The sequence below is a fragment of the Streptomyces sp. NPDC086077 genome (assembly GCF_040686175.1).
Taxonomy (GTDB): Bacteria; Actinomycetota; Actinomycetes; order Streptomycetales; family Streptomycetaceae; genus Streptomyces.
The window spans coordinates 32997-48371 of sequence record NZ_JBFBJT010000009.1; the positions used below are offsets into that span (position 1 = coordinate 32997).

At 71.8% G+C, this 15375-nt stretch carries 9 protein-coding genes and 2 pseudogenes; 8 read left to right on the forward strand and 3 right to left on the reverse strand.

Annotated features, from left to right (window positions below; translation table 11 throughout):
- Positions 1-14 precede the first annotated feature (14 nt).
- Positions 15-287 (reverse strand): hypothetical protein, encoded by a 273-nt coding sequence (locus AB0O67_RS04585; RefSeq protein WP_365446001.1) that lies wholly within the window; start codon positions 285-287, stop codon positions 15-17.
- Between the two features lie 216 nt (positions 288-503).
- Between AB0O67_RS04585 and miaA the strand changes: the two genes are divergently transcribed.
- The 6 genes from miaA to hflX all read left to right on the forward strand — a co-directional run bounded on the left by miaA (position 504) and on the right by hflX (position 9213).
- Complete coding sequence (gene miaA / locus AB0O67_RS04590) at positions 504-1442, forward strand: tRNA (adenosine(37)-N6)-dimethylallyltransferase MiaA (RefSeq protein ID WP_365446004.1); 939 nt, start codon at positions 504-506, stop codon at positions 1440-1442.
- A gap of 102 nt (positions 1443-1544) precedes the next feature.
- Positions 1545-2174 carry a hypothetical protein gene (locus AB0O67_RS04595; protein ID WP_365446007.1) on the forward strand — a complete coding sequence of 210 codons (630 nt, stop codon included), beginning with the start codon at positions 1545-1547 and terminating at the stop codon, positions 2172-2174.
- A 154-nt stretch (positions 2175-2328) separates the two neighbouring features.
- Positions 2329-3198, forward strand: a complete 870-nt coding sequence (dapF, locus tag AB0O67_RS04600; RefSeq protein ID WP_365446010.1) for a diaminopimelate epimerase — start codon at positions 2329-2331, stop codon at positions 3196-3198.
- Positions 3199-3527: 329 nt separating this feature from the next.
- The gene (locus AB0O67_RS04605) at positions 3528-5786 is read left to right on the forward strand and encodes an HD domain-containing protein (RefSeq protein WP_365446013.1); all 2259 of its coding nucleotides are present in this window, start codon (positions 3528-3530) and stop codon (positions 5784-5786) included.
- Between the two features lie 163 nt (positions 5787-5949).
- Positions 5950-7536 (forward strand): M1 family metallopeptidase, encoded by a 1587-nt coding sequence (locus AB0O67_RS04610; protein ID WP_365446016.1) that lies wholly within the window; start codon positions 5950-5952, stop codon positions 7534-7536.
- A 183-nt stretch (positions 7537-7719) separates the two neighbouring features.
- Positions 7720-9213 carry a GTPase HflX gene (gene hflX / locus AB0O67_RS04615; protein WP_365446019.1) on the forward strand — a complete coding sequence of 498 codons (1494 nt, stop codon included), beginning with the start codon at positions 7720-7722 and terminating at the stop codon, positions 9211-9213.
- A 69-nt stretch (positions 9214-9282) separates the two neighbouring features.
- Here hflX and AB0O67_RS04620 read toward each other — a convergent pair.
- Positions 9283-9718 (reverse strand): annotated as a pseudogene (locus tag AB0O67_RS04620) (hypothetical protein); the annotation flags it as partial.
- Between the two features lie 12 nt (positions 9719-9730).
- Complete coding sequence (locus AB0O67_RS04625; RefSeq protein ID WP_365446022.1) at positions 9731-10954, reverse strand: hypothetical protein; 1224 nt, start codon at positions 10952-10954, stop codon at positions 9731-9733.
- A gap of 563 nt (positions 10955-11517) precedes the next feature.
- On the opposite strand from AB0O67_RS04625, the pseudogene AB0O67_RS04630 reads away from it, so the two are divergent.
- Together AB0O67_RS04630 and AB0O67_RS04635 are read left to right on the forward strand one after the other, a co-directional pair.
- Positions 11518-12900 (forward strand): annotated as a pseudogene (locus tag AB0O67_RS04630) (aminotransferase class III-fold pyridoxal phosphate-dependent enzyme); the annotation flags it as partial.
- 441 nt (positions 12901-13341) lie between these two features.
- The gene (locus AB0O67_RS04635) at positions 13342-15369 is read left to right on the forward strand and encodes an IucA/IucC family protein (protein ID WP_365446025.1); all 2028 of its coding nucleotides are present in this window, start codon (positions 13342-13344) and stop codon (positions 15367-15369) included.
- Positions 15370-15375: the final 6 nt, after the last annotated feature.

Here is a 15375-nt window from a genome sequence, read left to right on the forward strand (position 1 = left end):
CCCTCGCGGGACCGTCACGTCCGGGCGCCCTCGTCGGCCTCGCTGTCGGCCGCCTTGCCGGGAGACTGCTGCTGCGGGATCTCGACGGCCTCCGAAGCGTCGCCCTCGTCATCCTTCTTCGCCGCGGGCGGCTCCGTCGCGGCCCCGGCTTCGGTTTCGTCGGATGCCTTGGCTTCCGTCACCTCATCCGCCTCAGGCCCGGCCGACGGCTGCTCGGTCCGTGCCTCGGCGGCCGACGTCTCCTCCGTGGTCTTCGACCTGCCGAAAAGTCGCGCAAAAACGCCCATATCAACTCCATACGTTACTCGCGCGGGCTGAATCCCGCGTCGCCATGGGGCCCCTGTCCGGGCGAAGCCGAGGAGGCCGGGAAGCGTCCGTGTATCGCCCGGATCGCCGCCTCCCTGAACTGGCGGCGTGAACCCCCGCAACGGGCAACGACTCCGGGTTGCCCCCGTCACGTAACTCGTTCGAGGGTGGGGTGAGAGGTTTGCGAGACTGGTGCGGTGAGCAGCGCACTTCCCACCCCCCGAGTCATCGCCGTCGTCGGACCGACCGCGGCCGGAAAGTCCGATCTGGGCGTCCACCTCGCCCAGCAGCTCGGTGGGGAGGTCGTCAACGCCGACTCCATGCAGCTCTACCGGGGGATGGACATCGGCACCGCCAAGCTGACGCCCGAGGAGCGCGGCGGCATCCCGCACCACCTGCTGGACATCTGGGACGTCACGGTCACGGCCTCCGTCGCGGAGTACCAGCGGCTCGCCCGGGAGCACATCGACGCCCTGCTCGCCGACGGACGCTGGCCCGTCCTCGTCGGCGGCTCGGGTCTGTACATCCGTGGGGCAGTCGACAACCTGGAGTTCCCGGGGACGGACCCCGAGGTCAGGGCCCGGCTGGAGGAGGAGCTCGCGCTGCGCGGCTCCGGCGCGCTGCACGCCCGACTCGCCGCCGCCGACCCCGACGCCGCGCGCGCGATCCTGCCGAGCAACGGCCGCCGTATCGTCCGGGCGCTGGAAGTGATCGAGATCACTGGGATGCCCTTCACGGCCAACCTCCCGGGTCACGACTCGGTGTACGACACCGTCCAGATCGGCGTCGACGTGGCGCGTCCCGAGCTCGACGAGCGCATCGCACTCCGGGTCGACCGGATGTGGGACACCGGGCTCGTCGACGAAGTGCGCGCACTGGAGGCGCAGGGCTTGCGCCAGGGGCGTACGGCGTCGCGCGCACTCGGCTACCAGCAGGTGCTCGCGGCGCTGACCGGTGAATGCACGATGGAGGAGGCACGGGCCGAGACCGTCCGGGCCACCAAACGCTTCGCGCGCCGCCAGGATTCGTGGTTCAGGCGCGACCCCCGGGTGCATTGGCTCAGTGGGGCCGCGGCGGACCGCGGGGAACTTCCGCGGCGGGCTCTGGCGTTGGTCGGACGACCGGTCACAGCCTGATCACGTGATGGCATCGGGACGCTCCGGCCGTCATCCGGGCCTCCGGCGCCGTGCCATCATCGAGCTTCGATCGACCAAGTGGAGTCCTAGTTGGGAGGGCGCGTGGCGATGGAGGCCGGCCCTCGCAACACGGCACAAGGCGCCGAGCACGCCACCACCGGGAGTGGTGAAGCGGAGCGGGACGACGACGGTCGTCCCGGCGCCGATGTGGAGGGACTGACCGCCGGCGGGGATGCCCGTCTCGGCGCCGACACGGAGGGGCCGACCGGCCCCGGCGGTGAGAATCCCCTCGGCCCCGACGGGGACGTCCGTCTCGCTGCGGACGGGCTCGACGAGAGTCCGGACGGTGTGACCCACGACGGCCCCGAGCCGGACGAGCTGTTCGTGAGCGGTCCCGAGGTCGAGGTCGAGCTGCGCCCGCAGCGCCGGCTGCGCCTGTGGCAGCTCGCGCCGATCGTGGGTCTGGCCGCGATGGGCTCTCTGATGTTCGCGTTCCCGCTCGCCTTCGACTTCGGCGACAGCGGCGCCGTGATCGCCATGCTGGGGCTGCTGATCTGCTCCTGCGCGGCCGGCTGGGGCATGATGGCCGCCCGCAAGGTCGGCCACACCTGGCCGGGGCTGCCGCAGCGCGGCTCCGGGCGGAGGCCGGACTGGCGGGTGGTGCTCGCGTACGTGGTCGTGGTCGCCGCGGTGGTGGTGCTCGCGGTGTGGCGGGTGGCCCGCCTGCGCTGAGCGGCTGCTCACCGTAGGGCGGGTCGATCCCTGACCGGAACGGCCGGCTGCGCTGAGTCTCGGGGTGGGACGGGTGGGTCACGGCGCCGAGGCCCTGGCTGGGACGACGCCCCGGGCGCGACCGAGTGTCGTGGTCACCCCGTACGATCGAGGAATGAGCACGCGGATCGCCTTCCTCAAGGGGCACGGCACCGAGAACGACTTCGTGATCGTCCCGGACCCCGAGAACGCCATCGACCTGCCCCCTGTCGCCGTCGCCGCCCTGTGCGACCGCCGCGCGGGCATCGGCGGCGACGGCCTGCTGCACGTCGTGCGGTCCGCGGCGCATCCCGAGGCCGAGGAGATGGCGGCCGAGGCGGAGTGGTTCATGGACTACCGCAACGGCGACGGCTCGATCGCGGAGATGTGCGGAAACGGCGTGCGCGTGTTCGCGCGCTACCTCCAGCGCGCCGGGCACGTCACCGAAGGTGACATCGCCGTCGCCACGCGCGGGGGCGTGAAGACCGTGCACCTCGCCAAGGACGGCGACGTCACCGTCGGCATGGGTAGCGCGCGGCTCCCGGAGGGCGACGTCACCGTGAGTGTCGGCGAGCGCAGCTGGCCCGCGCGGAACGTGAACATGGGCAATCCGCACGCCGTGGCGTTCGTGGACGACCTCACGGACGCCGGCGACCTGTACACCCCGCCGCCGTTCAGCCCGGCCGTGGCCTACCCGGACGGCGTCAACGTCGAGTTCGTCGTCGACCGCGGCCCCCGGCACGTCGCCATGCGCGTGCACGAGCGAGGCTCCGGCGAGACCCGCTCCTGTGGCACGGGCGCGTGCGCCGTCGCCGTGGCCGCCGCCCGCCGCGACGGCGCCGACCCCGCCGTCACCGGGACTCCCGTGACGTACACCGTGGACGTCCCCGGCGGACGTCTGGTCATCACCGAACGGCCGGACGGCGAGATCGAGATGACCGGCCCCGCGGTGATCGTCGCCGAGGGCGAGATCGACGCGGAGTGGCTCGCGGGTTCGGCGGGCTGACGGAGCATCCGCTTGCGGGGGCTCGGAACGCTCACCTCCGAGATCGGCTGACACCCCGCCAGGATGCGGTCGGCGTACGGCCGACAGTGGCGAAAACACCGTGCGGACGTTCGACACCTGGCAGCCCAGTTCATGCCGTGCTCGGTCATAAACCTCCAAACCATCGCTCGAATGGGTGATCCGTTTCACGCTGGGCGAGAGGCGGTCAGGTGGGCGTGGTCGGCTCGATAGCATCAAGCACCGGCCCGGACGGGGGAGATGTCCGCCACCCCTGAGCCGTGTCCGCCATGGGGCACCCCGTTCGCCGGTCCATGCAGCCGGAGGTGCCCATGAGTGCGGAGGCCACGAACCCCGCGAGCCCAGGTGCTGTGGCGGGCCCGATGACAGGCGCCGTGCCCTCGCCGGCGCCGCGCAGAAGGTCGCTCCCGCGACTGGACCTGCGCCGCCTGGGCCGCGCCGCCCTGCTGGGGTCCGCCACCCGTGACCGGCTGCCCGACGCCATCGGCCACGTCGTCGAGGCGCATCGCGCCCACCACCCCGACGCCGACATCGAACCGCTGCGCCGCGCCTACGTCCTGGCCGAGTCCTCGCACCGGGGCCAGATGCGCAAGAGCGGCGAGCCGTACATCACGCACCCGCTCGCCGTCACCCTGATCCTCGCCGAACTCGGCGCCGAGACCACCACCTTGACGGCCTCTCTGCTGCACGACACCGTCGAGGACACCGACGTGACCCTCGCTCAGGTGCGCGAGCAGTTCGGCGAGGAGGTCCGCTACCTCGTCGACGGCGTCACGAAACTGGAGAAGGTCGACTACGGCGCCGCCGCCGAGCCCGAGACCTTCCGCAAGATGCTCGTCGCCACCGGCAGCGACGTCCGGGTGATGTCGATCAAACTCGCCGACCGGCTCCACAACATGCGCACCCTCGGTGTGATGCGCCCCGAGAAACAGGCCCGGATCGCCAAGGTCACCCGCGACGTCCTGATCCCGCTCGCCGAACGCCTCGGCGTCCAGGCCCTCAAGACCGAACTGGAGGACCTGGTCTTCGCGATCCTCCACCCCGAGGAGTACGAGCACACCCGCGCGTTGATCGTCGAGAACGCGGCCCGCTGCGACGACCCGCTCGCCGAGATCGCCGCAGAGATGCGCACCGTGCTGAACGAGGCCGACATCGCCTCCGAAGTCCTCATCCGTCCTCGGCACTTCGTCTCCCTGCACCGCGTCTCGCGCAAGCGCGGCCGGCTGCGCGGCTGCGACTTCGGCCGGCTCCTGGTGCTGGTGAACGAGGACGCGGACTGTTACGGCGTCCTCGGTGAACTGCACACCTGCATGAAGCCCGTCGTCTCGGAGTTCAAGGACTTCATCGCCGTACCGAAGTTCAACCTCTACCAGTCCCTGCACACCGCCCTCGCCCGCGCGGACGGCCAGGTCGCCGAGGTACTCATCCGTACCCACCAGATGCACAAGGTCGCGGAGGCAGGTGTCATCGCGCTCGGCAACCCCTATGCGCCGCCCGCCTCCTCCGAGGACCCGGCCGACGGCGAGCGCGCCGACCCCACCCGCCCCGGCTGGCTCTCCCGCCTCCTCGAATGGCAGCGGGCCGCACCCGATCCCGACACCTTCTGGTCCACCCTGCGGGAGGACCTCGCCCAGGACCGCGAGATCACGGTCTTCCGCCCCGACGGCGGCACCCTCGGCCTGCCCGAGGGCGCGTCCTGCGTGGACGCCGCGTACGCGCAGTACGGCGAGGACGCGCACGCGTGCATCGGGGCGCGTGTGAACGGCCGCCTGGCGACGCTGAGCACGGTCCTGCGGGACGGCGACACGGTCCAGCTCCTCATGGGCCAGGACCCGGCCTCCGAGCCCTCCAGGGAGTGGCTGGACCACGCCCACACACCGGCTGCCCGCATTGCCATCCAGCGGTGGCTGACCGCGCATCCGGCGCCCCCGGAGGCGGGCCGGGCGGGGGCCGCGGAGACGAGCCGCGAGAGCCCCGCCGAGGACTCCGCCACACCTCCCCCCTCGTCCACTTCGGCCACTGGTGCCGCTGCGGCCTCGGGAGCCCCCCTGACCCCGGCGGCCCCTGGCAGGTCGAGGACTTCGCGAGCCATCGGAGGGGCGGAAGCGTCCGCCTCCCCCGAAGCCGTGGTCGCCGACCGCCCGGGCGCGAGCATCCGGCTCGCCCGCTGCTGCACCCCCGTACCACCCGACGAGGTCACCGGCTTCGCCGTGCGCGGGGGAGTCGTGACCGTCCACCGCGTCGAGTGCGCGGCGGTGGCGCGGATGAAGGGAACGGGGCGCGCGGAGGTGGACGTGAGCTGGGGGGAGAGCGCGGAGTGCCGGGTGACGCTGATCGCTGAATCGTTCGGCCGCCCGCACCTGCTCGCCGACCTGACCGAGGCCATCGCCCTGGAGGGCGCCGAGATCGTCTCGGCCACCGTCGAACCCCCCACCCAGCAGCGCGTCCGCCACACGTACACCCTCCAACTGACCGACGCCGCCCACCTGCCCGCCCTGATGCGCGCGATGCGCAACGTGGCAGGGGTGTACGACGTGAGCCGGGCACAGCACCACGTGCCGACGTGGTGAGACGCGGCGCCAGGCCCTGACCACCACGCCCCGCGTGTGTGGGGGCGCCCGCCGGGCCCACCCGCCCTCCAACTGGGCGCCTTGGTCCCCGCCCGCACCCCGTTCGGGTGCGCCCGGCGCGCGCCGTCGTGGTGTCGCGCGCGTGCGCTGATAGCCGTAGCCCATGCTGCTCACCCCCCGTGACAGGGCTCCCCGGCCCGCCACCGACGGCGCCCGAGCCCGCACCGACGCCCCCAGGATCAACCGTCGGCTGAAGGCGGCCCTGGTCGCCTCCGCCGCCTCCGTCTGTCTCGTCGCCGCGAGCGCCTCGCCCATCCCGCTGGGCGTCGGCGACCGCCTCTTCCCGTACCTCGGCAACCCGGGGTACGACGTGGCGGCGTACGACCTGTCCCTCACGTATCCCGGCAGCAACGACAAGCCGCTCCAGGCCGTGACCACCATCGACGCCCGGACGACCGCCCCCCTCTCGCGCGTCAACCTCGACTTCGCGCGCGGCAAGGTCTCCTCCGTGGAGATCGACGGTGAGCCGGCGTCGTTCGCCGCGGCCGACGAGGACCTGGTGATCACGCCGGACGAGGCGCTGCCCCAGGGGCAGCGGATGCGCATCACCGTGCGGCACACCAGCGACCCCATGCCCGCGGGCGGCCGGGAGGGAGGCTGGGTCCGTACCTCCGACGGCCTCGCGATGGCCAACCAGGCCGACGCCGCCCACCTGGTGTTCCCGTGCAACGACCACCCCTCCGACAAGGCCGGCTTCACCTTCCGGATCACCGCCCCCGAGGGCTTCACGGCCGTCGCCAACGGTCTCCAGGCCGACGTGCGGCGCTCCGGGACCGCGACGCGGTGGACGTATCGCACGCAGCACCCCATGGCCACCGAGCTCGCCCAGGTCTCCATCGGCCGCTCCACGGTGGTACGCCGCACAGGGCCGCACGCGCTCCCCGTGAGGGATGTCGTCCCGACCCGGCACAGGACGGCGCTGGAGCCGTGGCTCGCCAAGACGCCCGACCAGATCGCCTGGATGGAGGGCAAGATCGGGCGGTACCCCCTGGAGACGTACGGACTGCTCGTCGCTGACGCCTCCACCGGCTTCGAACTGGAGACGCAGACCCTCTCCCTCTTCGAGAGGGAACTCTTCACCGACCCGGCCTTCCCCGAGTGGTACGTCGACTCGGTCATGGTCCACGAACTGGCACACCAGTGGTTCGGCAACAGCGTCAGCCCCCGCACGTGGTCCGACTTGTGGCTCAACGAGGGACACGCGACCTGGTACGAGGCGCTGTACGCACAGGAGAAGTCGAACCGGCCCCTGGAGTCGCGGATGCGCGCCGCGTACGGCGCCTCCGACCGCTGGCGCGCCGCCGGCGGTCCGCCCGCGGCACCCAAGGTGCCCGAGGCCGACAGCCGCCTGGGCATCTTCCGCCCCAACGTCTACGACGGCGCCGCCCTGGTCCTGTACGCCCTCCGCCAGGAGATCGGACGGCGGGTCTTCGAGGGCCTGGAAAGGGCCTGGGTGAGCCAGTACCGGGACGGCACGGCGACCACCGCCGACTTCATCTCCCTGGCCTCCCAGCTGTCCGGACGCGACCTGAGCGGCTTCTTCCAGGCGTGGCTGTACGGCGAGAAGACCCCGCCGATGCCGGGCCACCCGGACTGGAAGCCGGTGGCGGCCCGCCAGTCGCCCGAGAAGCCCTCCACGCCCAAGGTCACGGCGCCCAGGAAGGGGGCGGTGAAGAGGGCGGCGGAATAACACGGTGACGAGACGGGGCGTTGCGTGCGACCATTTTCAGGTCGGCGGCACAGGCGACGGGAATCTCCCGGGACCCTTGTGCGTTGAATGCGGTGACGGGCCGGCTACGCACAGAGGTCCGAGAAGCTTCGCTCGCGGCGCCCCGTAGCCGCGCCAAGGAATCCCCAACGACGTAAGGACCCAATGACCTCCTCTTCTTCCCCTTCCCAGGACACCAAGCGCCTCGCGCAGGACTATCCCGAAGGTCTTCGGGCCGATGCCCTGATGGAAGAGGACGTCGCCTGGAGCCACGAGATCGACGGAGAGCGGGACGGCGACCAGCTCGACCGCTCCGAGCGCGCGGCCCTGCGCCGCGTCGCGGGCCTCTCCACCGAGCTCGAGGACGTCACCGAGGTCGAGTACCGCCAGCTCCGTCTGGAGCGGGTCGTCCTCGTCGGTGTCTGGACCTCGGGGACCGTGCAGGACGCGGACAACTCCCTCGCGGAGCTCGCCGCCCTCGCGGAGACCGCGGGCGCGCTCGTGCTCGACGGTGTGATCCAGCGCCGCGACAAGCCCGACGCCGCGACCTACATCGGTTCCGGCAAGGCCCAGGAGCTGCGCGACATCGTGGTCGACATGGGCGCGGACACCGTCATCTGCGACGGTGAGCTCAGCCCCGGCCAGCTGATCCACCTCGAGGACGTCGTCAAGGTCAAGGTCATCGACCGTACGGCGCTCATCCTGGACATCTTCGCCCAGCACGCCAAGTCCCGAGAAGGCAAGGCGCAGGTCGCGCTCGCGCAGATGCAGTACATGCTGCCGAGGCTGCGAGGCTGGGGTCAGTCGCTGTCCCGTCAGATGGGCGGCGGCAAGGGCGGCGGCCTCGCCACCCGTGGTCCCGGTGAGACCAAGATCGAGACGGACCGGCGCCGGATCCGCGAGAAGATGGCGAAGATGCGCCGGGAGATCGCGGAGATGAAGACCGGCCGCGACATCAAGCGCCAGGAGCGCAAGCGCCACAAGGTGCCGTCCGTCGCCATCGCCGGCTACACCAACGCGGGCAAGTCCTCCCTGCTCAACCGCCTCACAGGCGCCGGCGTCCTGGTCGAGAACGCCCTGTTCGCGACGCTGGACCCGACCGTCCGCCGGGCCGAGACCCCGAGCGGTCGGCTGTACACGCTGGCCGACACCGTCGGCTTCGTCCGGCACCTGCCGCACCACCTGGTCGAGGCGTTCCGCTCCACGATGGAGGAGGTCGGCGAGTCCGACCTGATCCTGCACGTGGTCGACGGTTCGCACCCGGCCCCGGAGGAGCAGCTGGCCGCCGTGCGCGAGGTGATCCGGGACGTCGGCGCCACCGACGTACCCGAGATCGTCGTGGTCAACAAGGCCGACGCTGCCGACCCGCTGGTCCTCCAGCGGCTGATGCGGATCGAGAAGCGCTCCATCGCCGTCTCGGCCCGCACCGGTCAGGGCATCGACGAGCTGCTCGCGCTGATCGACAACGAGCTGCCCCGCCCGTCCGTCGAGGTCGAGGCGCTCGTGCCCTACACCCAGGGCAAGCTGGTCGCCCGCGCCCACGACGAGGGCGATGTGATCTCCGAGGAGCACACCCCGGAGGGCACCCTGCTCAAGGTCCGGGTGCACGAGGAACTCGCGGCGGAACTCACGCCGTACGTTCCGGCGCCGGCCGCCTAGCAGTCCTGGTAGTCCAGACGAGAAAAGGCCCGCCCCTGGTGTGAGGGGCGGGCCTTCGTCATCGGCGCGTCACCGACCACCGAGCGTCCGGCTCATGCTCTCGTACAGCGCTCTCGCGTCCTGCCCCAGCTGCGGACCCGCCGGCCAGGTGCTGTCGAGCGGGCCGATCGACGTGTTGGAGACCAGCCTGGTCTCGCCGTCCACCACCCGGAACCAGCCGCCGCCCGACGAACCGCCCGTCATGGTGAAGCCGACCCGGTACATCGTCGGCAGCGCCGGGCTGAGCGAGAACCGCCCCGGCCGCTCGACGCACCTGAACATCCGCAGCCCGTTGTACGGCGGCCCCGCCGGATACCCCACGCACCCATCTCGCCGGCCTGCGCCGCGGAGGTGCCGAGAAGTCCACCTCCAGCGCCGCGCCGACCGTCTCCCCAAGGGACCTGGCGCCCTGCTCAGGCTGCACATGGAGCACGGCGTAGTCGTACGCCGCCCCCGCACCGCCGGTCCTACGGCACCGTCACTGGCCCGCGAACTTCCCGCTCACGGCCTCGAACACGCCCTTGGCCTCGTCACCGAGCCGCGGCCCCGCCAGCCAGCCCGCAGTGACCGGTCCGATCGAGGTGTTGGACACCAGCGCCGGCTTCCCGTCCGACCCCGTCGAGACCCAGCCACCGCCGGACGAGCCGCCGGTCATCGTGCAGCCGATCCGGTACATCGTCGGGTCCGACGCGTGGATCGACAGACGTCCCGGCTTGTCCTCGCACTGGTACAGCTTCTGCCCGTCGTACGGCGGCGCCGCCGGGTAGCCCGTCGCCGTCATGCTCTCCATCTCGGGCACCGCCGGAGCGGCGAATTCGACCGGCACCGCCGACCCCACCATCTCCTCCAGCGACTTGCCGCCACTGCCGTCCTCCGGCGTCACATGGAGCACGGCGAAGTCGTACGCCGCTCCCTCGCCGCCGGTCGCACTGCCCTGCTCGATCCACTGGTCCGAGGTCTGCACCCAGTCGCCCCACCAGACGCCGTACGGAGCGACCTCCTCCTTCGTGGCGTTCTGCAGCTCCGCCGCCGACAGGCCCGCGTCGTTGTACGACGGCACGAACGCGATGTTGCGGTACCAGCCCCCGCTCTTGCCCGCGTGCACACAGTGCCCGGCCGTCCACACGAGGTTCGACCTGCCCGGGTTGGCCGGGTCCTTCACGACCGTTCCCGAGCAGACCATCGTGCCCTCGGGGGAGTCGAAGAGCACCTTGCCCGCCTCGGGAGCGTTGGCGTGGTACGACGCCGGCACGGCCTCCGCCTCCACCGGCTCGGGCGTCGGGTCGGTCACACCCTGGTCCCCGGAGATGTCACCCTCGTCGACGGCCTGGTCCGGCTCCTGGGCCTCCCGCATCCGGTCCGGGTCCCACAGGTCCTCGATGATCGGGTTGATGTAGTCCTCGGCCTCGCGCAGCCAGTCGTCCTTGTCCCAGTTCTTCCAGGCGCCGTTCCGCCAGTTGTCCAGGTCGATCCCGTGCTCTTTGAGCTGGTCCTTGATGTCGTCCGGGATCTTGAACTCGCCGTCGCCCTGCGTACTCGCGGAGGCCGAGGCCTTGGCATCCACCGCGGAGTCACCCGAGTCACACGCGGTGACGGTGAGCGCCAGCACGGAAGCCAGCGCGACAGCGGCCAGCACCGGGGAGGTTCTGCGACGCGCGTGCCTGTCCCGGCGAGCGGTGAACGACGGCGGTATGGATCGCATGGTGTTACTCCCCCTGGTGGTGAAAGGACTCGGCGCCGCGGCCGCGATCCCGGCCGAACTCACCTCGGTTCAGGCCGATCTCACGGCTGTCTGGGAATGGCACCCCACACTATGCGCTCGCTGTGGGGGACTTCCGACGGAACGGCAACGGTTCCGTCACGGCAAGGATCTTGAAGCAACCCGTAACCCGGTGGCGGGACCGCGGTTGGTAGCGATGGGGTCGGGGATTGGGGCCGGTCCTGTGTGCCCGTGTACCGCGTGCGTTGCCTCGGGAGGTGTGCCGTCGACAGTGACTGTTCCGTGGTGCGGCCTGGACGCGAGTCCTTCAACGGGCGCGCCGTCCGGGTTTGGTGACCGGGTGGCCGTGTGGGGTGTCGCGCCGGACCGCGAGGCCGTGAACGCCGGGCAGCCGAGCGGCATTCGGACGCGTGCCGTTCGTCCGGCCGGTGAGTGAGGGCGCGGACCTCGCCGGCGGGGATGACCGGCCGTATGCGGAGAGTGCGAGACCAACTTGTCGCCACACAGCGACGGGAGGGTGCCTCAGAACGGGAGGACAGAAAGCCGTGGCAGTGACCGAGAGGATCCCGCGCCGGCAGCCGGCACGCGAGCCGGCAGCGCGGACCTACCCGCGCGCCCTGCCGATCGTGCCGGTGCGCGCCCGCGGTCTGACCGTCGAGGGCGCGGACGGACGCCGCTACCTGGACTGCCTCGCGGGCGCCGGCACCCTCGCCCTCGGCCACAACCACCCCGTCGTACTCCAAGCGATCCGCAAGGTCCTCGACTCGGGCGCCCCCCTCAACGTCCCCGACCTGGCCACACCCGGTGAGGACGCCTTCGTCACGGAACTGAAGCGCACCCTGCCGCCCGGGCTCGCCGAGCACGCCGGCGTGCAGTTCTGCGGCCCGTCGCCAACGGAAGCGGTCGAGACCGCCATCGCGCTCGTACGCGCCGCGACCGGACGCTCCGGCATCGTCGCCTTGTCGAGCACCGAGCACAGGACGCCGTCGGCCATGACGGGGACATCCGGCAAGTGCCCCCCGTCTCCCGATGCCTGCCGGCCCTCTCCGCCCGCCCCTCGCCGTGCTTTCGGGACCGCCGACGCCGACGGCACCGAACTGGCAGCCCGCTGGACCGAGGCGGCCCTCGCGCCCTCGCCCGGGGTGAGCGGCCCCGCGGGAATGCTCGTCGAACCCGTCCACGGCGACTGCGGAGTGATCCCCGCGCCCGACGCCTGGATGCGAGCGACACGGCAGCTCGCCGCCGCCCGCTCCATCCCCCTGGTCGTCGACGAGACGCGGACGGGCGTGGGCAGGACCGGTGCCTTCTGGGCCGTCGAGCACAGTGGGGTGACGCCCGACGTGATGATCCTTTCCGAGGCCATCGGCGGCAGTCTTCCGCTGTCCGCGGTGATCCACCACAGCGACCTCGCGCTCGGCCGACCCATCGCGCCGGCCGGCCCCTTCCGCGGCAACCAACTCGCTCTCGCCGCAGGCACCGCGACTCTTGCCCACGTCCGCGAGCACCGCCTCGCCGAGCGAGCAGCGGCCATCGGCTCCCAGATGCTGTCCCGACTCGGTCTGCTGGCGGGCGAGTTCTCCTGTATCGGCGAGGTGCGCGGACGGGGGCTGATGATCGGCGTCGAGATGGTGGGGGGTCCGGAAGCGGTGCATGCCCGTGCCGTGGGGGATGACGCCGGAACGCCGGGGCTCGACACCGTGGTCGATCCCCCACCGAACCTGGAGGCTGGCACCCACCGCGGGTATCCCACAGCCCCCGGCTTCGCCGCCACCGTTCAGCGGGAGTGCCTCCGGCGTGGTCTGATCGTCGGAATCGCCCCTCGCCAGCCGAACGTCGTACGGCTGCTCCCACCGCTCATCATCAGCGACGAACAGGCCTCCGCTGTACTCGACCGCCTGGCCGACGCCCTGGCGGCGGCGTCCCGAACACGCCCAGGTGAGGGCGCCCGCCCGCCGCGCCGCTCGGATCGCCGTCCCTACGGCCACGCCAAGATGGGCGGGGACCCTGATTGCGGCGGCCACGCCGACGGGGGCGGCCAAGGCGGAATCGGCGGTCAAGCCGGAAACGGCGGCGACGCGCACTGCGGCGGCCGCACCGACGGGGGTGGCCATGCCCGCAAGGACGGCCACGGCAACGGGGGCGGCCATGCCGGAAAGGACGGCCACTGCCACGGCGACGGCCACGCTCACCGCGCCGACCCCGCTGCCAACGCCGTTTCCGACGCCCGCGTCGACATCACCCGCGTCGACCACGTCGATCGCACCGCCCGCCTCGACCGTTCGCGATAGCGGGAGCGCGGATGCAGATCTCCCCCACACGCCACGACGCGCGCTGTCGTCGGAGCCCGATCGACCCCCCGAGGAACCGCCTTGACCACCGCCCCCACACCTGACGGCCGTCTCCGCACCCCCGCGCAACGCCGCTGCGGGTCCGAGACCACACCCGTGCCCACGACCGCGACCGTCCCGGCACAGCAGTGCCCTTGGCTGGAGGCGGAGGGCCTGAACGGCACCGCCACCGACGTCCTGGATCACGCCGACGCCCACGCCGCGGCCGAGGCCGCCGCCGTGGAGAACCTGCTGCGCTGCTGGGTACGCGAGACCGACCTCCCGGCCCCTGACCATGGCACCCTCCACATCCCACTCCCCTCCAGCGGCACCGCTCTGCTGATCCCTGTGCACTATTGGTCACGCACGGGCTGGCACCGCTTCGGCCTACCCCATCTGGTCAACGCACCGGAGGCAGCCCCACCCCTCGACGCGGTCACCGTCGCCGCACTGCTAGCCCGGGAGACGCCTGGGAGCCTGGACGCGAACGCGCCCGGACGCCGCGAAGGCACCGACCTCGTCGCGCGCGTCGCCGACTCCGTCCGCCGCGTCGCGACCTTCATCGGCGAGCGCAGACAACTCCACGCGGACCAAGCAGCGGATCTCTTCCTGGCAGCCGAGCAGGCGCTGCTGCTCGGGCACCCCCTGCACCCGACCCCGAAGAGCCGCGAAGGCATCACCGAGACCGAAGCGCGCCGCTGGTCACCCGAGTTGCGCGGTTCCTTTCCCCTGCACTGGATGGCTGTAGACCCCTCCGTACTCGCCACCGACTCCGCCTGGACGGAACGCGGCCGCGCCGTGCCCGCAGCCCGGCTCACCGCCCACCTGGCCGGCGTCGACCTGCCCCTGCCCGACGGCTGCACCGCCCTTCCCCTGCACCCCTGGCAGATGCGCGAACTCCGGCACCGCAGCGATGTCGCCGCACTGCTCGACGCCGGACTCCTCCGAGACCTCGGGGCACACGGCCCCGCCTGGCACCCCACCTCCTCCGTCCGAACCGTCTACCGGCCCCCCGCCCCCGCCATGCTCAAGCTGTCCCTGGGCCTGCACATCACCAACTCCCGTCGCGAGAACCTCCGCAAGGAACTGCACCGCGGCGTCGAGGCCCACCGTCTGCTGCGCACCGGGCTGGCCCAGCAGTGGCAAGCCGTCCACCCCGGCTTCGACGTCGTCCGCGACCCGGCCTGGCTCGCCGTCGACGGACCGGACGGCCGACCCGTGCCCGGACTCGACGTGATGATCCGGCACAACCCGTTCGCGCCCACGGACGACGTCGCCTGCCTCGCCGGGCTCACGGCTCCCCGCCCGCACATCCAGCTGTGCCCGTCCGCCAGCCGCTCGCACCCCGAGCGCGTGCAGCACGTCGACCACCAGGTGCCCACCGACCACCCGGTGCAGACCGATCGCCTGGCGTACACCGACCACCCGCAGCGCCCCGACCGGCCGTCGCACCGGTCCCGGCTGGCCGACATCGTCACCCGGCTCGCCGGCCGGACAGGCCGTCCGCGCGCAGCCGTGTCCGCCGAGTGGTTCCTGCGCTACCTCGAACAGGTCGTCCGTCCCGTGCTCTGGCTGGACGGTGAGGCCGGGATCGCCCTGGAGGCCCACCAGCAGAACACGCTGGTCCTGCTCGACAGCGAAGGCTGGCCCGCCGGTGGCCGTTACCGCGACAACCAGGGTTTCTACTTCCGCGAGTCCCGGCGCGCGGAGCTCGCTTCCCGGCTCCCGGGCATCGGCGAGCGCAGCGACACCTTTGTGGCCGACGAGGTCGCCGACGAACGCTTCGCCTACTACATGGCGATCAACAACGTGTTCGGCCTCATCGGTGCGTTCGGATCGCAGCATCTCGCCGACGAACGGCTGCTGCTCGCTGCCTTCCGCCGCTTCCTCGAAGGCGCCGCCTCGGGTCCCGTCCGGCTGCGCACCTCGCTCCCCTCCCGCCTTCTGGACTCGCCCGTCCTGCGCTGCAAGGCCAACCTGCTGACCCGGTTGCACGGACTGGACGAACTCGCGGGCCCGGTGGACACCCAGTCCGTCTACGTCACCATCACCAACCCCCTCCATCTCTGATCAACG

What these genes read in the sequence shown, in the direction of transcription:
- AB0O67_RS04585 (WP_365446001.1), bottom strand. Translation starts at nt 287, where the DNA reads ATGGGCGTTTTTGCGCGACTTTTCGGCAGGTCGAAGACCACGGAGGAG.
- dapF (WP_365446010.1), top strand. Translation starts at nt 2,329, where the DNA reads ATGAGCACGCGGATCGCCTTCCTCAAGGGGCACGGCACCGAGAACGAC.
- AB0O67_RS04605 (WP_365446013.1), top strand. Translation starts at nt 3,528, where the DNA reads ATGAGTGCGGAGGCCACGAACCCCGCGAGCCCAGGTGCTGTGGCGGGC.
- AB0O67_RS04610 (WP_365446016.1), top strand. Translation starts at nt 5,950, where the DNA reads ATGCTGCTCACCCCCCGTGACAGGGCTCCCCGGCCCGCCACCGACGGC.
- hflX (WP_365446019.1), top strand. Translation starts at nt 7,720, where the DNA reads ATGACCTCCTCTTCTTCCCCTTCCCAGGACACCAAGCGCCTCGCGCAG.
- AB0O67_RS04625 (WP_365446022.1), bottom strand. Translation starts at nt 10,954, where the DNA reads ATGCGATCCATACCGCCGTCGTTCACCGCTCGCCGGGACAGGCACGCG.